21 protein-coding genes are annotated in these 18,864 nt (G+C 53.2%); 4 read left to right on the forward strand and 17 right to left on the reverse strand.

From position 1 onward, the window contains the following. Positions 1 to 3: 3 nt before the first annotated feature. From phnK to phnG, 5 genes are read right to left on the reverse strand one after another with little or no spacing between them, the layout of a single operon-like run. Positions 4 to 798 carry a phosphonate C-P lyase system protein PhnK gene (gene phnK, locus ACO0LC_RS17410; protein WP_423005320.1) on the reverse strand — a complete coding sequence of 265 codons (795 nt, stop codon included), beginning with the start codon at positions 796 to 798 and terminating at the stop codon, positions 4 to 6. Then, complete coding sequence (locus tag ACO0LC_RS17415; protein ID WP_423005322.1) at positions 795 to 1,709, reverse strand: alpha-D-ribose 1-methylphosphonate 5-phosphate C-P-lyase PhnJ; 915 nt, start codon at positions 1,707 to 1,709, stop codon at positions 795 to 797. Before ACO0LC_RS17415 ends, phnK begins: the two co-directional genes overlap by 4 nt. Next, positions 1,706 to 2,857, reverse strand: a complete 1,152-nt coding sequence (locus tag ACO0LC_RS17420) for a carbon-phosphorus lyase complex subunit PhnI (protein ID WP_423005324.1) — start codon at positions 2,855 to 2,857, stop codon at positions 1,706 to 1,708. Before ACO0LC_RS17420 ends, ACO0LC_RS17415 begins: the two co-directional genes overlap by 4 nt. Then, entirely contained in the window at positions 2,848 to 3,495 is a 648-nt protein-coding gene (phnH, locus tag ACO0LC_RS17425) for a phosphonate C-P lyase system protein PhnH (protein ID WP_423005326.1), read from the reverse strand. The genes ACO0LC_RS17420 and phnH overlap by 10 nt, the downstream gene beginning before the upstream one ends. Further along, positions 3,492 to 3,959, reverse strand: a complete 468-nt coding sequence (phnG, locus tag ACO0LC_RS17430; RefSeq protein ID WP_423005328.1) for a phosphonate C-P lyase system protein PhnG — start codon at positions 3,957 to 3,959, stop codon at positions 3,492 to 3,494. Before phnG ends, phnH begins: the two co-directional genes overlap by 4 nt. A 118-nt stretch (positions 3,960 to 4,077) precedes the next feature. Here phnG and ACO0LC_RS17435 point away from each other — a divergent pair, with 118 nt between their 5' ends. Next, positions 4,078 to 5,286, forward strand: a complete 1,209-nt coding sequence (locus tag ACO0LC_RS17435) for an alpha-D-ribose 1-methylphosphonate 5-triphosphate diphosphatase (protein ID WP_423005330.1) — start codon at positions 4,078 to 4,080, stop codon at positions 5,284 to 5,286. Beyond that, positions 5,286 to 6,551, forward strand: coding sequence for a phosphonate metabolism protein/1,5-bisphosphokinase (PRPP-forming) PhnN (gene phnN / locus ACO0LC_RS17440; protein WP_423005332.1), 1,266 nt, complete (start codon positions 5,286 to 5,288; stop codon positions 6,549 to 6,551). Before ACO0LC_RS17435 ends, phnN begins: the two co-directional genes overlap by 1 nt. A 56-nt stretch (positions 6,552 to 6,607) precedes the next feature. On the opposite strand, the gene ACO0LC_RS17445 is transcribed toward phnN, so the two are convergent. The 7 genes from ACO0LC_RS17445 to ACO0LC_RS17475 all read right to left on the reverse strand — a co-directional run bounded on the left by ACO0LC_RS17445 (position 6,608) and on the right by ACO0LC_RS17475 (position 12,191). Next, a complete protein-coding gene (locus ACO0LC_RS17445) occupies positions 6,608 to 7,186 on the reverse strand; it encodes an HD domain-containing protein (RefSeq protein WP_423005334.1) in 579 nt (192 codons plus the stop codon). 21 nt (positions 7,187 to 7,207) lie between these two features. After that, the gene (gene phnE, locus ACO0LC_RS17450) at positions 7,208 to 8,017 is read right to left on the reverse strand and encodes a phosphonate ABC transporter, permease protein PhnE (RefSeq protein ID WP_423005336.1); all 810 of its coding nucleotides are present in this window, start codon (positions 8,015 to 8,017) and stop codon (positions 7,208 to 7,210) included. A gap of 4 nt (positions 8,018 to 8,021) precedes the next feature. Beyond that, positions 8,022 to 9,002 (reverse strand): phosphonate ABC transporter substrate-binding protein, encoded by a 981-nt coding sequence (phnD, locus tag ACO0LC_RS17455; protein ID WP_423005338.1) that lies wholly within the window; start codon positions 9,000 to 9,002, stop codon positions 8,022 to 8,024. 27 nt (positions 9,003 to 9,029) lie between these two features. Continuing rightward, entirely contained in the window at positions 9,030 to 9,875 is an 846-nt protein-coding gene (gene phnC / locus ACO0LC_RS17460) for a phosphonate ABC transporter ATP-binding protein (protein ID WP_423005340.1), read from the reverse strand. Positions 9,876 to 10,058: 183 nt separating this feature from the next. Next, positions 10,059 to 10,475, reverse strand: coding sequence for a DoxX family protein (locus ACO0LC_RS17465; protein ID WP_423005342.1), 417 nt, complete (start codon positions 10,473 to 10,475; stop codon positions 10,059 to 10,061). Positions 10,476 to 10,646: 171 nt separating this feature from the next. Then, positions 10,647 to 11,549, reverse strand: coding sequence for a pirin family protein (locus tag ACO0LC_RS17470; RefSeq protein ID WP_423005344.1), 903 nt, complete (start codon positions 11,547 to 11,549; stop codon positions 10,647 to 10,649). A 39-nt stretch (positions 11,550 to 11,588) separates the two neighbouring features. Beyond that, complete coding sequence (locus tag ACO0LC_RS17475; protein ID WP_423005346.1) at positions 11,589 to 12,191, reverse strand: FMN-dependent NADH-azoreductase; 603 nt, start codon at positions 12,189 to 12,191, stop codon at positions 11,589 to 11,591. A 129-nt stretch (positions 12,192 to 12,320) separates the two neighbouring features. Between ACO0LC_RS17475 and ACO0LC_RS17480 the strand changes: the two genes are divergently transcribed. Then, positions 12,321 to 13,283, forward strand: a complete 963-nt coding sequence (locus ACO0LC_RS17480) for a LysR substrate-binding domain-containing protein (RefSeq protein WP_423005348.1) — start codon at positions 12,321 to 12,323, stop codon at positions 13,281 to 13,283. 12 nt (positions 13,284 to 13,295) lie between these two features. On the opposite strand, the gene ACO0LC_RS17485 is transcribed toward ACO0LC_RS17480, so the two are convergent. Next, a complete protein-coding gene (locus ACO0LC_RS17485) occupies positions 13,296 to 13,943 on the reverse strand; it encodes a DUF4272 domain-containing protein (protein WP_423005350.1) in 648 nt (215 codons plus the stop codon). Between the two features lie 153 nt (positions 13,944 to 14,096). Here ACO0LC_RS17485 and ACO0LC_RS17490 point away from each other — a divergent pair, with 153 nt between their 5' ends. Continuing rightward, positions 14,097 to 14,666 (forward strand): GNAT family N-acetyltransferase, encoded by a 570-nt coding sequence (locus ACO0LC_RS17490; RefSeq protein WP_423005352.1) that lies wholly within the window; start codon positions 14,097 to 14,099, stop codon positions 14,664 to 14,666. 558 nt (positions 14,667 to 15,224) lie between these two features. Here ACO0LC_RS17490 and ACO0LC_RS17495 read toward each other — a convergent pair. From ACO0LC_RS17495 to ACO0LC_RS17510, 4 genes are read right to left on the reverse strand one after another with little or no spacing between them, the layout of a single operon-like run. Continuing rightward, positions 15,225 to 16,289 carry a branched-chain amino acid ABC transporter permease gene (locus ACO0LC_RS17495; RefSeq protein WP_423005734.1) on the reverse strand — a complete coding sequence of 355 codons (1,065 nt, stop codon included), beginning with the start codon at positions 16,287 to 16,289 and terminating at the stop codon, positions 15,225 to 15,227. Positions 16,290 to 16,301: 12 nt separating this feature from the next. Then, on the reverse strand, positions 16,302 to 17,333 hold the full coding sequence (locus ACO0LC_RS17500; protein ID WP_423005354.1) for a branched-chain amino acid ABC transporter permease: 1,032 nt from the start codon (positions 17,331 to 17,333) through the stop codon (positions 16,302 to 16,304). 16 nt (positions 17,334 to 17,349) lie between these two features. After that, positions 17,350 to 18,075, reverse strand: a complete 726-nt coding sequence (locus tag ACO0LC_RS17505; protein ID WP_423005356.1) for an ABC transporter ATP-binding protein — start codon at positions 18,073 to 18,075, stop codon at positions 17,350 to 17,352. After that, on the reverse strand, positions 18,068 to 18,841 hold the full coding sequence (locus tag ACO0LC_RS17510; protein ID WP_423005736.1) for an ABC transporter ATP-binding protein: 774 nt from the start codon (positions 18,839 to 18,841) through the stop codon (positions 18,068 to 18,070). Before ACO0LC_RS17510 ends, ACO0LC_RS17505 begins: the two co-directional genes overlap by 8 nt. Positions 18,842 to 18,864: the final 23 nt, after the last annotated feature.

Consider the following 18,864-nt stretch of genomic DNA (forward strand, 5'->3'; position numbering starts at 1 on the left):
TCCTCAAGCCTGCAAGACAGATGACACCAGCAACTGGGTATAGGGATGTTGCGGATCATCGAGTACCTGATCAGTCAAACCCTCTTCGACTACCTGCCCCTGGCGCATGACCATGAGGCGGTGAGCCAGCAAACGCGCCACTGCCAAATCATGGGTAACGATGACGGCTGCCACCTGCAATTGCGAAACCAGCTGGCGCAATAAATCCAGCAGGCGGGCCTGCACAGAAACGTCGAGGCTGGCCGTAGGCTCATCCATGAAAATCAGGCGTGGTTTGGTCACCAGGTTGCGGGCGATTTGCAAGCGCTGTTGCATGCCGCCCGAGAAATCACGCGGCAAATCATCAATGCGCGCCGCATCAATTTCCACCCTGTGCAACCAGTCCTGCGCCTCGGCACGTATCTGGCCATAATGCCGGGCACCGACTGCCATCAGGCGTTCACCAACATTGGCACCGGCAGAGACTTCTACCCGCAGACCATCCCTGGCACTTTGGTGGACAAAGCCCCAGTCTGTGCGCGCCAGCAAGCGGCGGCGTGCCTCGCTGATGGTGAATAGCTCGACGATGCCTTCATCTCGGGTATTGAACAAGACTTCGCCCTGCTCTGGCTGCAACTGGCCTGCCAGGCAATTCAACAGGGTAGATTTGCCAGAACCGGATTCACCAACTATGCCCAGCACTTCACCCGGATACAGGCTCAGGTTGACTTGTTCGCAAGCCGCCTTGCCGCCGTAGAATTTACTGACATTGCATGCTTGCAGCAAGGGTAGCGTGCTATCGGTATTAAAATTGCTCATGCCTGCTCTTCCCTGCGGGTGCGGCAATAATCAGTATCACTGCAGACAAACATGCGTGAACCCTGGTCATCGACAATGACTTCATCAAGGAAGCTGTCATTCGCATCGCACATGGCACAGCGGTGATCCCAGTGTTCAATCTCAAATGGATAATCTTCAAAATCCAGGCTCTTCACTGGTGTATAAGGCGGCACGGCATAAATGCGTTTTTCACGACCGGCACCAAATAATTGCAGGGCGGGATTCTTATCCATCTTGGGATTATCAAACTTGGGTATCGGTGAAGGGCGCATCAGGTAGCGCTCATTGACGATGACGGGGTAATCATAAGCCGTTTCTATCTTGCCCAGCCTGGCGATATCCTCATACAGCTTGACGCTCATGAGACCATAGTCAGCCATCGCATGGTATTTGCGGGTCTCAGTCTCGCTGGGTTCCAGCCAGCGCAGTGGTTCAGGGATAGGTACCTGATACACCATGATCTGGCCTTCAGCCAAAGGTGTTTCCGGGATGCGGTGGCGGGTTTGTATGACAGTCGCCGCCGTGGTTTTTTCCGTCGTTGCCACACCCGTGGTACGGCGGAAGAAGCGGCGTATATTGACTGCATTGGTGGTATCGTCAGAGCCCTGGTCTATGACTTTGAGAACATCATCCTGGCCTATGATGGCAGCAGTGACTTGTATGCCACCCGTGCCCCAGCCATAAGGCAGGGGCATTTCACGCCCGCCGAATGGTACCTGGTAACCGGGTATGGCAACTGCTTTCAAAATGGCACGCCTGATCATGCGCTTGGTTTGCTCATCGAGATAGGCAAAATTATAGCCCGCTTCAGGCTCAACCCTGGCAGGCGCAGCTTGCTCTGAGGTCTCTTGATATTCCTGAGTTTCCATGGTGTCCATCTCCATCATCATGCCGCCTTCTTGCCGGATTTTTCAGCGGCTTGTTCATCTGCTGCTTCAAGCTTGCCAGCTTCAGTAGCCTTGGCATCAATGCTTGCGCGTATACCACGCAAGAGACTGAGTTCAGCCTGGAAATCCACATAATGCGGCAGCTTAAGATGCTGCAAGAAACCAGATGCTTCTACATTGTCGGCATGGTAGAGCACGAATTCTTCCATCTGTGCTGGTGCCGTGATTTCTTCTTGCAATTCACTGGCACGCAAGGCACGATCCACGACGCCCATGGCCATGGTCTTGCGTTCGCAATGGCCAAAACCCAGGCCATAACCGCGGGTGAACTTAGGTGCTTCGTTTTGTGAACCGACGAACTGATTCACCATCTGGCATTCGGTAATATCGATCTCGCCTATATCTATGGCAAAACCCAGTTCTTCAGGCACGACTTGCACGCTGACCTTGCCATAACGTATCTCGCCAGCAAAGGGATGGTTGCGGGCATAACCGCGCTGGGTGGAATAAGCCAGTGCCAACAGAAAACCTTCATCACCACGTGCAAGGCTTTGCAGGCGCAGGGCACGACTGGCAGGGAATTGCAGAGGTTCACGTGTCAGGTCAAAAGGCTCGGGATCACCTTCAGGTATCAGTTCAGGTTCGATCAAACCTTCTGCATTCAAGAAATCGAGTACGCGCGGGCAAGCTTCTGCTGTTATGTTTTCCTGCGCCACAGATTCAGACTCACCACTACTCATGGCTTCTGCCGCCAGTGAAAAATCCAGCAGGCGCTGGGTATAGTCATAAGTCGCCCCCAATACCTGGCCACCCGGCACATCCTTGAAGGTCGCCGAGATGCGTCTTTGTATCAGCATATTGGCGGTATCCACAGGCACAGTCGCCATCAGGCGTGGCAAGGTTGTGCGATAGGCGCGCAACAGGAAGATGGCTTCTATCAAATCGCCACTGGCTTGCTTGATGGCGAGTGCCGCCAGGTCTCTGTCATACAGCGAAGCCTCACCCATGACACGGGCCACGGCCAGCGACATTTGTTCGCGTATCTGGGCTATGCTGAGTTCAGGTACGGCAGTATCACCCCGGCGCATTTTTGCCAGCGCTTCATACGACTGGGCAATCGCTTTTTCGCCACCTTTGACGGCTACGTACATGGTAACTCCTCAGACTGCACTGCTGCTATCTTGCTGGTGCGCGGCAAGCCGAGTACCGCGTCGCCACTGCAAAAAATCACATCCACACCTTGCGGGAAGGCGGCATGATTGATTTGCCATTTACTGACAAAATCTGCAGGCAAGTCATTGATATAAATGCTGCGCTTGTCCTTGATGCCGGGGCCTGTCAGTTGATATTCAGGGCCATTGAAAAAATCATCAACCTGTATCAGCAAGGTCGCAGATTTGTCGGGATAAGTCATGCTGCCCTGGGCAAAGCCCTGCAGATCCAGTTGCTGCAATGAGCTGCTCAATACTGCAAAATTCGCTGAGGATTTTTCACTTACCAGCGGCAAGCCACAATGGAAGCGCAGATAAGTACGCACTGCATCATTATCAAGCTCTTCTGCCAGCCAGGCCGTGGTTTCATAATCCATCAGGGCCAGACAGGCTGCTGCTGTTGCCATATGCAAAGGTGCAGGTGCTTGCAGCTTCACCCTGAGGCGCTGGATAGTGCCGGGCTCGGACAGCGCTTTCAGCAAGCTACGAAAGACCGTCTGTGCATCATGTACGGTGTCTTCCCACGCCGGCAAAAGTTGCTGCATGGATGAAGCTGCAGTGTCCAGTGTATATGTCATGCATCTTCTCCTCTGACCATGGTCATGAATTCCACCCTGGTGGCAAGGGCTTCAGCCTGTAGTTGCTGGCGCTTCTGCTGCAATAACAATTCCAGCGGCTTGATGATATTTTCTTCGATCGCAGGCCTATGTTCGCCTTGCATCAGCGCATCAAAAATCGCTGCCCATTCTGCATGACGCTGGTCACGCCCAGCCACATAGGCCACGCCAGTTTCACCCGTCGCCAGGCGCAAGGCACAGCGCGTCACCGACATTTCACCAAGGTTGAACTGTCTGCCGCTGCCACCAGTTCTGGCTCTGACCATGGCGAGGCCGGTTTCGGGTTTTCTTAACCATAGATAGGAAGGTAGTTCACCGAACTGGCGCACACTGGCAGCCAGTTCTGGTGCAGGCGCTTTCGCTAATATGGACATCCAGCGGGCACGCTCTTGCTGGGCAGAGTTGGGGGTTTGATCAGCGTTCATAGCCTCACATTACAACAGGCGAAAATGAAGTCTTGATGACATCCGGCATGGAATTTTCTTGTCAATTTCCAGTCATATTTCAGGTTTATGATTTGTCATCCAGACCAAGAGGCTCAAGATGGAAACGCATATCGCTATACAAGGTGGCAAGTGCCTGCAACAAGACCAGAATGGTCACGCTGGCTGGTCTGAAGACAGCCTATATCTGCAAGGTTTGCACATTGCCAGCACAGGCGGCAATCACTTCCCGCACCATGGCAAACAACAGTTTTTTGATGCCACAGGCTTGCTGATATTGCCCGGTCTGGTCGATATCCATGGCGATGCCTTTGAGCGCCAGTTGCAACCACGCCCGGCAACCAGTTTTGCCTATGATATCGCCTTCGCAGACACAGACAGACAACTGATCAGCAATGGTATTACCACCGCCTGCCACGGCCTGACCTTCTCCTGGGAAGGCGGCTTGCGCGGGCGTGAAGCAGCACTCGCCACGCTAGAACAAGTGGCCGCACAAAAATCTCGCGTGCATGCCGATCATCTGATACATCTGCGTTTTGAGAACCACCATCTGGATGGTTTGAATGATGCATTGAACTGGATAGAGTCTGGCCTGATCGCTTTCTTTGCTTTCAATGAACACTTGCCTTCCATCCTGAAGAAAAGTGCGTCGCCAGAAAAACTGGTGACTTACGCCGAGCGTGCGCGCTGCGATGTTGCCGGTTTTCTGGAGCGTCTGCACAAGGCACAGTCACGCTCGCCCAAAGTAGCCCAGGCGATCAGCCAACTTGCTGCAGCTTGCCGTCAGCACGGCATCGCCATGGCATCGCATGATGATGAAACCCGCATGGACAGAGAGCGCTTCCAGGAACTGGGCGTCGATGTCAGTGAATTCCCCAAGACAGAAGAAGCCTTGCAGGCTGCTAAGGCATTAGGTAATCATGTCGTCTTGGGAGCACCGAATGTCTTGCTCGGTGGCAGTCACTGTGGCGGCCTGTCAGCCAGCGATGCAGTGCGTCGCGGCCTTTGTGACACGCTGGCATCTGATTATTACTACCCAGCCTTGTTACATGCACCTTTCCGCCTGGAGCAGGAAAGCATCTGCAGCCTGGCACAGGCATGGCAACTGGTATCATCGAATCCTGCCCGCGTGCTGGGCCTGCATGACCGGGGTAATATAGCTACTGGCCAGCGTGCAGACATTATCATGATAGAGAAGCAAGCCGATGGCAGCCTGCGCCTGATTGCCACCATCGCTGCAGGCAAGCTGGCATTTTGCGCCGAGCCGCAACGCCTGCAATATCAGCAAACCCTGGAACTGGCCGCCTGATGCGCTATGCCCTCTACTTTTCCCCAGCACCGGACAGCCCATGGTGGCAAGCCGGTGCCAACTGGTTGGGGCGCGATCCCATGCACGCAGGGAAAATACCGCAAGCACATATCAATGGCGTACCAGATATCCTGCTCAGTCAGCTCACCAGTGAAGCCAGACGCTATGGCTTTCATGCGACGCTGAAAGCCCCTTTCAACTTGCTCGAAGGTTTCCAGGAAGCCGACCTGATACAGATGGCCAGCGCTTTTGCCCAGGTGCAGCCTGTCATCAGCATCAGAGAAACCCAGGTACGCATGATGGGCAACTTCCTGGCGCTACGCCCGCAAGGTGGTGAAGCAGAGATCAATGCCCTGGCCATGCGCTGCGTCAGTTATTTTGATTTATTACGACGCGCCCCGGATGCTACTTATTTGGCCAAGCGCCGTCATGCTGGCCTCAGTGCCAGGCAGGAAGCGCTATTGCAGCAATGGGGTTATCCCTATACTGAAGAAGAATATCGCTTCCACCTGACACTCAGCGATGATTTGCTGGATGTAGATGCTGATGCGCAGTATGCCTTGCGCAAGGCAGCAGAACAGCAATTCTCACGCCTGCTGGACAATACCCCGCTCGATATAGACGCGCTGACGATATTCCGTGAAGAACGGCCCGGTGCGCCTTTGCATTTCTGGATGCGTTTCCCTTTCCAGGCCAGGGTGCAACAAAAATCCCTGCCTGCAGCTGGCCGCCTGTATTTTGTCGTAGGCCCCTCGGGGGCTGGCAAGGATACCCTGCTGCACTGGGTCAAAGACAACCTGCCTGCTAATGCTGCACTGGAATTTGCGCAACGAGCCATCACCCGCCCTGCCCACGACAGTGAAGCGCATGAAGTCTTGAATCAGGAAGCCTACTGGCAGGCTGCTGCCGCCGGTCATTTTTGCATGCAGTGGCAAGCCAATGGCCTCAGTTATGGCATACGCAGGAATATAGAAGCCAAGCTCAAATGCAGCCAGGATGTGGTCGTCAATGGTTCGCGTGAATATCTGCCACAACTGCGCCAGTTATTCCCCGATGCGCGCATCATCTGGATCATGGCTGATCCTGAGCAAATCAGGCAGCGCATGGAAAAACGCCAGCGTGAATCTGGTGCTGCTTTGTTGAATCGCCTTGACCGGGGCTTGAAATTTACTGTGCCTGATGACCAGGATATTGTCTGCATAGACAATAGCGGGCCTATACACATTGCTGGGCAAAAGCTGTTAAAGATATTTGCTAAAGAGTAGAAGAATTCTGTTGTTACAGCATCGCGTGCAGCCAAGATAGGCTGCACATGTTTGCTTTACACCGTTACTGCCTGGGTGAATTCCAGGTTCAGTTTTTCCATCATCCCGACGAAGACCTGCAAGTCCACAGTCTTTGCGCCAACTACTTTTGCCGTGTCATCCCACTGGCGCAATCTGACTGCATCTTCAGCATAGTTCTGATCTATGAATTCAGTCGCTTGCGTCACGGAGAATGGGCCACCCTGCCAAATCAGGCTGCGTTGTGATGCATGTGACAAGCCGGACCAGTACAGCGGATCTGCCGCACACAGATAACGTTTGGCAGCGACATGCATGCGTATGGGTTCGGTCACATCCCTGTCAAACAATTCTGCCAGCAACAAGGCTGCCAGCTCGCCATGCGGGAAAGTCTCATCGGTTTCATCGTCTGCCATATGCGCCAGGTCATGCAAGAGCGCAGCAATGATCAGGGCATCGCTTGCGCCTTCTTGCATGGCCAGGCTGGCACATTGCAGGGCATGCTCCAGTTGGGTAATGGCTTCACCACCATACAAACCACCAGCGCGGTTTTGCAACCAGTCTATGACTTGCGGAAGCTTGATCCCTTGAACAATTTGACGGCTCTTTGTTTGCATATCAGCTATATCCGCTATCTATCAAATGAAGACTTTTCTGAGACGAGAAGAAATCACATCTATCATGCTGACCGTCAGCACGATCATCAATAAAACGGCGCAGGTTTGTGCATACTGGAAAGCGCGTATGACTTCCCACAGGATCACGCCTATGCCACCAGCACCGACCATTCCAACCACAGTGGCGGAGCGTACATTTGACTCAAAGCGGTACAGTGCGAATGACACCCACAGTGGCATAACTTGCGGCAAGACGCCATAGACTATTTCTTCCAGTGCATGGGCACCGGTGGCACGTATGCCTTCTACCGGTTGTGGGTCTATCGCTTCTACCGCTTCAGAAAACAGTTTGGACAAGATGCCGGTCGTATGCACGAACAAGGCCAGTACACCAGCAAAAGGACCAAGGCCAACTGCCACTACAAACAACATGGCGAACACCATTTCATTGATGGCACGTGCAGCATCCATAAGACGGCGCACAGGCTGACTGACCCAGGCTGGCGCAATATTCGACGAACTCAGCAAACCCAGAGGGATGGAGCAAACAACGGCCAGGGCTGTACCCCAGGCGGCGATTTGCAAAGTCACCAACAGCTCTTGCAAGTAGATACGCCATTCATGAAAATCTGGCGGAAAAAAACTGGTGGCATAGGTCAGCATATTGCCGCTGTCGCGCAGTAATTCCAGGGGGCGCATGTCAGCGCCCTGCCAGGACATGGCAAGGATGGCCAGGACTATGCCCCAGACCAGTAATTTGCCAGTATCGCGTTTTGGTGCTTCCGGTAAATTCAGGACGACTTGCGGGCGGGCTGTTGGTGTGTTGTTCATGCGATCAAGACTTGGCGATGTCGTTCAGTTTGCGGTTGATATCGTCCAGCTTGGCTTTCTTTTCATCGGCATTCAGGGCGACGTCTGCTTCTATCTTGACTTTTTCCTTGAACAATTCAAGCTGGCGTACAGGCTTCAATTGAGCATTGCTGGAATCCTGGAAACCGCCCAAAGTCAGCTTGGCCAATTGTGCTTTTTCACGTGCAGCATCAGGACCGGTCTTGCCGTAGTTGACGAAGAAATCCTTGATCTTGTTTTTCATATCAGCTGGCAAATCCTTGCGCCATACCAGGGGATCAGCAGCGATCAAAGGAGATTTCCAGACCTGGCGCAATTGGCTGGCTGTTTCTGGCTGGCGTGCCTTGATGCGGTCCAGCGTATCAGAACTATGCACGGCGGCATCTACCTGTTTGTTGGCAACAGCCAGGATATTGGTTTCATGATTGGCACCACGCACAGTCTTGAAAGCTGTTTTCGGATTCACATTGTTTTGTGCGAATACATAATAACTTGGCACCAGGTAGCCGGAAGTAGAGTTGGGATCGCCTATACCGAAATTGAGGTTCTTGGCGTTTCTCAAGACATCTTCTACAGTCTGGTAAGAGCTGTCTTTATGTACGCTGATCATGCTGTAGTAACCGAGAGTGCCATCGGCATTGATCATCTGTGCAAACACTTCAGAGTTGGCACGGTCAACAGCTTCGATAGCCGATTTATTACCCAGCCAGGCGAACTGCACTTTGTTGAAACGCATGCCTTCAATGACACCTGCATAGTCAGAAGCAAAATAGGCCGTGACCTTGATGCCCAGTTTTTTGCTCATGTCATCCAGCACAGGCTGCCAGTCCTGTTTCAGGTTTTGTGAAGATTCGGTAGAGATGAGGCCAAAGTTCAAAGTCTTGACTGCATCTTCTGCCATGACGGCAGTAGCCGTTGCGGCCATCACCAGGCCAAGAGTCAGACTGCGCGCGAATTGACGAAACATGGAAATACTCCTGAAGGGGAAAGAAACTCAGGCGGCAGCCGCGAGAGTGGGTAAAGAGAGGGTGTCGACAACAGGTGCCGAACTTGCCGTGCTGGCGGGAACAGGATTGAGCAATTCTTCTGCCTCTGCACCATATAGATCACGCAACATGGCTACTGTCAGTTCGCTGGAAGGACCGTCGTAGACGACACGGCCACGCGAGAGCGCTACCGTGCGCGGGCAAAAACGAAAAGCCACATCAACCTGGTGCAATGAAACCACCACCGTCGTACCATCCTGGCGATTCAAATCAGCCAGGGTCTGCATGACGCGACGGGCAGATTCAGGGTCCAGCGAAGCTATTGGCTCATCTGCCAGAATGACCTTGGCTTGTTGCACGATAGTGCGGGCAATCGCCGCGCGCTGCTGCTGACCGCCAGACAAGGCTGATGCACGCTTGTAAGCATGTTCAGCAATACCCACGCGGGCCAGCGCTGCCAGGCCCAGGGCTTTTTCTTCTTTAGTAAAAATACGGAAACAACTGCGCCACAGCGGGATGCGGGCTATGCCACCAGTGAGAACATTGGTCAGCACAGGCAAGCGCCCGACCAGATTGAATTGCTGGAAAACAAAACCAATTTGCGAACGCAGATGGCGTATCTGCTTGCCGACCACACCATTGGCCTGCAAGACTTGCTCACCGAGACGAATATCATTCTTCTCTGCATTGGCTGTGATCAGACCAGAGATATGGCGCAATAAAGTTGACTTGCCAGAACCCGAAGCACCGATGAGCGCGACCATTTCACCGGGCGCAAAAGTCAACGCAATATTGTCCAGCGCCTGGTAACCACCTTTAAAGGTTTTGGAAATACCATTGATTTCTATCTTCATCGCATTTACCCCGCCTGGACAATTGTGCTAATCCACGGGAGTATTGGACAAAAATATGTCAGGCGTATGAAGGCAAGATTACAGGACGATGAAACGACGACATTTCCACGCAAAAAAACAGCGGACTTGCCGTCAGACAAATCCGCTGTTTTCAACTATTGTAGCCGGGCAAGATATTCCTGATCAGACTTTACGTCCATCCAGGCTCCAGCCACCACTGCCATGTATCAGTACATATAACAAGCCACCCGCCATGGAGATATTTTTCATGAAATGTATCATCTGGTTTTGCGCTGCATCTGCTGGTACACCCCAGAAATTATGGAAGATGACAGCCGCTGCCAGCGTGAACAGTATCATTGCCGCTGCAGCCCAGCGTGCGCGCCAGCCGACGATGAGCATGAGGCCGCCACCCAGCTCTACTACGATGGCAGCAATTGCATCAAGGGCAGGCAAAGGCAGGCCCTTGCTGGCGATATAGCCTACGGTTTGCTCAAAGCCAGAGATCTTGCTGGCACCAGATGCCACGAAGATCAGGGCGATCAGGACGCGGGCGATGAAAGAGCCGAAGACGGGTCCTATGGTTTCTGTTTGTTTCATTTTGTTTTCCTTACATGTAAATTTTGTTCATTTTTAGGATCGTAGGTTGGGCTACGCTTCATCAGCCCAACACTCGGCGTTTAAATGACGTATACGTTTGCAGAGGCCCAGTGTTGGGCTGATAAAGCGTAGCCCAACCTACGAAGTTCCCTCGTTCAGCACGCTCTTGTATCAAACAACTTCGGCTAGTTTACCCTCGCGAAAATCACTAATCGCTTTAAAAATTTCCGTCTGACTATTCATCACAAACGGCCCATACTGCACGATGGTTTCACTCAGAGGCTGGCCGGCAATCAACAACAAGCGGCTATCCACCTTGGCATCAATCACCACCCCATCTGCATCCAGCGATTTTTTCAAAATCGCCATGCGTTGCACCGACACCTCGCGCTCGCCTATCTGCACTTCACCTTCATAGACATACACAAAGGCATTGAAACTGGCAGGCAGGCTGTGGCTGAAACTGCTACCGGCCGGCATGTGTATATCCAGATACAGCGGCTGAGTAATTTCACGCTGCACGGCACCTGCCACACCATGGCTGCTACCGGCGATGATGCGTACCTTGACACCAGCTGCGGTCAGCAATTCAGGAATGGTGTCGCTCTGGATATCGCGGTACCAGGGGGCGATCATCTTGTCTTTTGCTGGCAGGTTCAGCCATAACTGGAAACCTGCCATGCGGCCTTCTTCCTGTTCCGGCATTTCTGAGTGAATTACACCACGACCTGCCGTCATCCATTGCACACCGCCGTTTTGCAGCAAGCCTTCATTACCGGCACTGTCGCGGTGGCGCATGCGACCCGCCAGCATATAGGTGATGGTTTCAAAACCACGGTGAGGATGGCTGGGGAAACCGGCGATGTAGTCACCTGCCTCATCACTGCCGAAAGCATCCAGCATGAGGAAGGGGTCCAGCCGGTATTGCAACGGCTGCGTCAATACCCGTGTCAGCTTGACACCGGCACCATCTGAAGTAGGCTGCCCGGCGACCAGTTGTTCTACCGTGCGTGAAGTATTCACGCTTTCAGCCTGTTGAACTGTATTGCTTGCAACTACATCTGTCGTTTCCATGATCCATCGTCCTCGTAGATAGCCCGTTAATGTTTTCGATTAAGCAGGCAGTAAATCATTAATTTGCTGGTGTGCCGAAGCCAGAGATGCTTTTTCTGCATCTGGCCCCATGGCCAGACCTTCTGCATAGACAAACTCTACATCGGTCATGCCCAGGAAGCCAAAGAAGGTTTTCAGGTAAGGCATTTGTGTGTCGTTTGGTGTATTGCGATACAAGCCACCACGTGTCAGTACCACATATACTTTCTTGCCAGTCAACAAGCCTTCTGGGCCATTGGCGGTATAACGGAAAGTCACCTGGGCGCGGGAAATCGCATCTATCCAGTTTTTCAATTGAGCCGAGATGCCAAAGTTATACATCGGTGCGCCGAGTACCACTACATTGGCAGCCTGGATTTCTGCAATCAGGGCATCATCCAGGGCAACGCGGGCTTGTTGTTCTGCAGTACGCTGGTCTGCCGGGGTGAACAGGGCTTGCAGTGCTGTTTCATCAAGTATGGGGTGAGGATTACTACCCAGGTCACGTACATTCACGGTGGCACCGGAAGATGTTTCCAGTAAAGCCTCAACCAGGCTGTTTGCCAGTTGGGTGGAATGAGAGCCTTGGACACAGGCGCTGGAGTTGATTTGCAGGATGTTCATTTTGTGTTCCTTTCAGATAAAGAGTTGATGGACCTACTTTAATCGTTCCAAAAACAATCCGGAAGGCGTTAAAATGGATATCATTGTTCCAAAAATAGGAAAATAGAGGATTAATATGGGGAGCCGACCATGACACTCGAAGCCAATGACCTTTTGCTATTTGCCTGCGTCATCGAAGAAGGCAGCTTCAGCAAGGCGGCAGAGAAGCTGGGGGTGCCCAAATCAACGCTGTCGCGCCGCATATCTGTCCTCGAAGCCCAGTTAGGCGAGCGCCTGATCTTGCGCACCACACGCAAACTGACGGTGACTGACCTGGGTCAGAATGTTTTGCTGCATGCACAACATGTGCAGGAAGAAGTGAATGCCACGCTGGCTCTGACCCAGCACAGGCAGGCTGAGCCGAGTGGCAGGTTGAAGGTATCCATGCCTGGCGATTTTGGTAATCACCAGATGGGTGAGTTGTTATCTGACTTCATCAGCAAATACCCTGCGGTGAACCTGGAGCTGGATCTGTCACCACGCAGGGTAGATTTGATCGGGGAGAATTTTGATGTGGCCATACGCGTTGGTGACTTGCCGGATGATGCATCACTTGCGGCACGCGGATTGGTACGTTTCAGTGTGGGTTTGTACGCTTCACCTGCTTACCTGAAGCTGCATGGCGCACCGGCAGAGCCTGAAGCCCTGATGGAACATGATTGCCTGCGCCTGACTACCCGCAATGGCGAAGCCTCGGTCTGGCGCATGGAAAAAGATGGTGCAGTCTGGGAAGGCATACCACCTGGCCGTGCCAGTGCCAATTCACCTGAATTGCTGACGCGCCTGGCGGTGCGCGGAAAAGGCATCACCATGCTGGCAGATCATTTTGCCGGTCAGCATGTACACAAGGGGGAGCTCGTGCCCTTGCTGGAAGACTGGAAACTGCCTGAAGTTACCGTCTGGGCAGTATTCCCTGGTCGTCGCCTGATGCCAGCCAGAACACGAGTTTTTCTTGACGCCCTGCAGGCTGAATTCTCAGGCCCGCGCTGTCAAAAGGTATTGGAAGAAGTCAATGATTGCAAGGCTGGACGCACAAGTATCAGATCTTTCTAAGCAAGACTTAGGTCAAGTTTCAGTACTGACCTTGTCCCAGTCATTTTCTTCTTCATACTGGCACAGCCAGTTGGCTGCCTGATGCCATTCGCGCACCGCATCTGCATTCAAATTGCCCGGAGCATCACGGCCAGTGATATGTGCATGACGAACTGCCCAGTGCAGGCGGTACAATAAATCCGACCAGTCCAGCACCTGGCCCTTGCGGCGCGGCTTCATGGCTGCCTGCAAACGCTCGGGCGCTTCCAGCGCATGCGGGAAGAGTTTCAGGATTTGCTTGAGGTTTGCTGCTTGCGTAGGTACCGCCAGCTTGTCGGTCAAACCCGCGGCCCAGGCGAGGAAATACAGGGCTTCCTGCCTTTGCAGAAATTGCGTACGCAATTCTTCAGTGATGTCATCTGCAAACAAAAATGCCTGCTCCTGCGCTGACAAACAAGCCCTCAGACCATGGGTTTCCAGATAGGCGCGATAGTGTGCAACATCGCCACCTGCAGCAACAGCAGTCACCGCCCACAAGGCCAGCATGCGTTGCATCAGCTCTTCAGGCCTGCGCAGTTCCACTTCTTCATCAGACTCAATCACATGCAATTGCACATTGATGCGGATACCACGTTTATGCAATTCCAGTTCGGAAGCTTCTTTGCGTTGCTCTGGGCTCATTATTTCTTCAATATTGTTAATCAATTCACTCGCTGATAACGAGCAGACGGATTATCCCAGATTTTGCGCAGTTAAGGAGTTACAGAACAGCGCAACTCCCTGCCTCTACAGGCATTAGAATGTTTGATTGTTACCTGTTATTGCAAAGCTTATATGTCTGAAACCAAACCTTACCCCATATTACAGACCGCAAACTATCAACTGCGCCGCATCGTCGCTACCGATATGCCAGCCGTTTTTCGCGGCTTGTCCGACCCGCACGTTACTGAATACTATGGCATCAGCTACGAAACCCTGGCATCAACACAGGCGCAGATGGACTGGTATGAACAGGTATGGCAAGACGGCACGGGCCTGTGGTGGGGTATTTGCAGCAAAGAAGCACCTGAGCAGTTGATAGGCACTTGCGGCCTGCATGAATGGGAACAGGAACACCATTGCGCAGAAACCGGCTTCTGGCTTTCGCCCGACCACTGGGGTAAGGCTGTCATCCCTGAATGCATGAACGCCATCATCACTCACTGCTTTGAACACCTCGGCCTGCACCGCTTGCAAGCCATGGTTGAGCCAGAGAATATTGCAAGCTGGCGTTTGATAGAAAAACTGGGGTTCAGGCTAGAAGGTGTATTACGTGAGTGTGAATACAAACATGGGCGCTATGTTGATCTTAAATGCTATTCCTTACTGGACAGGGAGTTTGGTTCGAAACAGGATGTCCGCTGATTTGCAAGGACGACAGGCCAGGCTTTGTATGGGGAGTACGCAGCTGGCCTGCCGGTTGCAAAAACTAAGGAATCAAATCACGTGAAGCGGTGGTCGTGCGGTTGCGGTTGTTTTTGACGTTTGCAGTTCCCATGTGTAGGCGCCGTTTGTGCAGTACAGAAAATGGGAAAAGAAGAGCCGCTGTTTGAGCCGCAGGCGAGTTTCGGATCTTCCCATTTTTTGTACTGCACAAACGGGAACCCCCTTCAGGGGGCGACTACGCCTGGGTCGCCTTTCTTTGAGTACTTTCTTTGGCGACCAAAGAAAGTACTTCGGCCGCCGGGCCGAGACCCGGCTCGTGTCCACGAAGGGCAATCGCTTTAATCAAAGTACGGCAATACAACGAACGCCACTGGGCTCCAGCCTGCGCTGGAGCGACGAATATATGACTGCCGTTTATCGACAGAACCCCATCTCCATCCTAACCATTCCACCGCGCAGCTTGCAAGCTGCTTAGACATTTGTGGCGCAAAGCATGCTTTGCGAATTCCCACAAATATCCCTTTGAAGGGGAAGGAATCAATTTTTAAGCCCACTACCCCTCAATTTCCCCACTATGCCAGCAGGAAAAAAATAAATCGACACCACAAACAACACCCCCAGCCACAACATCCAGCGATCCGGATGCAAGGCACTCGCCAGCAACGGCACATCAGCCAAAGACGACGATGCCACAGCCATCAAACTCTTCAAATAATTCTGCGCCAGTATGAACAAGGTCGCACCAACCACCGCGCCATACATGGTCCCCATGCCACCTATCACCACGATCAATAAAATATCTGTCATGACTTCAAAACTCAGCATGGACTTGGGCCCGACATAACGCAGCCACAAGGCCATCAGGGCACCTGCCATGGCTGCAACCAGCGCCGCGATGCAATTCGCCAGAATGCGGTAATACACGGTACGATAACCCAGCGCCTCGGCACGAAAATCATTTTCGCGTATCGCCTGCAAGACGCGGCCAAAAGGAGAATTGACAACACGCAGCAAGAACAGGAATAACAGGGCACAGCCTATGAACACGATGTAATAGGTAATCACCTTACCATCGACAACACGGCCAAATATCTCTGTCTCAAACAAGCGGTAGGCAGGCGACAGCAAAGCAGGCACGCTGAAAGTCTTGCCATCTTCACCACCCGTAAACTCTGACAATTGCGATGTCAGCACAGCAAAGGATGAAGCCACTGCCAGCGTGATCATGGCGTAGAAAATCGCCCTTACACGCAAGGCAAACAGGCCAACGATCAGGGCCAGCAACAGCGTCACCAATAATGCAGCCAGCAGGCCTACAGCAGCCAGCACCCAGGATGGCGCACCATTGGCCAGCGCCAGACCTATGCCGTAGGCACCTATGCCAAAAAACATGGTGTGGGCGAATGAGACTATGCCGGTATAACCGAGCAACAGGTCATATGAAGCAACCAGCACGATGTAGACACAAATGGTGGCAGCAGTATTCAAGGGTCGCGCACCGCTGGTGATGAAGGGGGCACAGGCCAGGCCCAGAAATATCGCCACCAGGATCAGCCCCAGCCAGCGGTTACGCGGAAAATCATCCGACAGGATTTGTTTCATTGCATTCATGTCTTAACGCCTTACCACGGTATACAGTCCAGTCGGACGCCACAGCAACACGGCGATCATCAGCAAAATATTCGACACCAGCGCCAGCTTGGGCACCAGGAAGCCGGCGTAATTGGCCACCAGCGCCATCAGCAAGGCACCGATAAAACAGCCACCTACAGAACCCAGACCACCAATGATGATGACGATGAACACCATGACCATGATGTCGCCGCCCATGGCTGCGGTCAGGCTTTCTTTATATAAACCCCACATGACGCCGCCAAGGCCAGCCAGCGCCGAACCGGCAGCAAACACCAGTACAAACAGGCGGCGTATGCGGTAACCGAGTGCTTCTACCATCTCGCCATTTTCTACACCGGCACGTATCAGTAAACCCAGTTTGCTGCGGTTCAACACCAGGAACATCGCGATGAATACCAGCAAGCCAACCACGACAGCAATCAGGCGGTATTTTTCTATGGCGGCATCCCCCAGCAGGATGGAGCCGCGCAGGCTGGTTGGCAGCGGCAAAGGGATTTGCTCTGCCCCCCAGATGACATTGATCATCTGTTCAGCAACGATCATGCCGCCCATGGTGATGAGGATTTGCTTCAGATGCTGGCCATATACGGGCATGATGATAACGCGCTCGAAGGCCCAGCCCAGCAAGCCGGTTGCCAGCATCGCCAGCAGGATAGCCAGGCCCAGTGCTGCCAGGTTCATTAGCAAGGAATCAGCCTCCATCCAGCCGTGCATGGGCAAGAGCACCAGCGTGGCGACAAAGGCGCCGACGGATACAAAAGCACCGTGACCAAAATTTAATACATCCATCAAGCCAAAGATCAGGGTCAGGCCGCTGGCCATGATAAAGATCATCATGCCCATGGCCAGGCCCGCGACGGTCAGGGTGATCCAGGTTGGAAAGCTACCGACCAGCGGCAACATCAGCAAGGCCAGGGCTGGCACCAGTACCGGCGGCCAGATATCGCGTGGCGCGGTCGGCAGGCTGGCGACTTCTGGCTTGGCGGTATTATCCAGAGCAGTATCTGTCATTGTTTTTCCTCTTGCTTTATTGATGCGCGGCCAGTGACAGGCCCAGCAAATGCTGTTGCAGGTCATTGTCGTCAGCCAGCGCCTGCATGCCGCCGGCATGGACAACACGGCCATCATCCATGACGGCCACCGTGTCCCCCAGCTTGCGCACGAAATTGAAATTTTGCTCGACCAGCAAGATGGTGGTGTCGCTGGCTTTCAATTCATTGAAGGCGGCCATGAGGCTAAGGATGATGGCAGGTGCCAGGCCCTTGGTCGGTTCATCCACCAGTATCAGTTTGCGCGGTTCAACGATGGCGCGGGCGATGGCGACCATTTGCTTTTGGCCACCAGACAGATTACCCGCCGGGTAATTCCAGAATTTTTTTAAAGCCGGGAAGAAGCCGCATATCCATTCAACACGATTATTATCGAGCGGACCATTGCGTGCAGCCAGCAGCAGGTTTTCCTTGACTGTTAAATCAGAAAATATCGCCATGCTTTCTGGCACATAGGCAATGCCCAGTTGGGCGATGTCCGGCGTTGCCATGCCAGTGATATCGCGGCCATCGAAATGTATCTTGCCTTGGCTGGCTTTCCACAAGCCCATGATGGTACGCAGGGTTGTGGTCTTGCCTGCACCATTGCGGCCCAGTAAAACCGAGAGGCCACCGCGTGGCACCTGCATATCCACACCTTGCAGGATGTGGTATTCGCCGATATGAGTATGCACACCGGCCAGTGTCAGTATGGCTTCAGACATGTTGCTCTTCCCTGGTTTCCGGGGCAACACCCAGATAGGCCTCTTGCACGATGGCAGATGCCATGACGCTGACCGGTTCACCATCGGCCACCAGCGCACCGTTATGCAGGACAATGATGCGGTCAGCCAATGAACGTACGACATCCATCTTATGCTCAACCAGCAAGATGGTTTTTTTACGCTCCGCCTTGACCTGGTGGATCAGGTCCAGCACTACCGGCACTTCATCAACACTCATGCCTGCCGTGGGTTCATCGAACATCATGACTTCAGGTTCCAGTGCCAGCAGGATCGCTACTTCAAGCTTGCGCTTGTCGCCGTGCGACAGCGCAGAGACTTTGGCCGACTTGCGGTCCGCCAGCGCAACCTTGTGCAAATAATGTTCTGCACGCTTCAGCAGGCTGGCATGGTCAGACCACAATGAAAAGATGCTCAAACCCAGCCCGACCCTGCTTTGCACTGCCAGCCTGACATTTTCTATAACTGACAAATTGGGAAAGAGATTGGTCAATTGAAAAGCCCGGCCTATGCCCCTGCGCGTGCGTTCTGCCGCACCTTTGGCCGTGATGTCTATACCAAACAGATGTACGCTGCCTGCGCTGGCAGGTAATTGACCCGACATCAGGTTGAAGTAAGTGGTTTTACCCGCACCGTTAGGGCCGACGATGACGGTCAGAGTGCCGGGATAAAAGTCCGCCGTTACCTGGTTGACGGCCACATGGCCGCCAAACCTGATCGTCAGTTCACGGGTTGATAGCGAGGGCATACCACTCATTTGTGCTCCTGCCA

The sequence above is a fragment of the Undibacterium sp. JH2W genome (assembly GCF_049340425.1).
GTDB lineage: Bacteria > Pseudomonadota > Gammaproteobacteria > Burkholderiales > Burkholderiaceae_D > Undibacterium.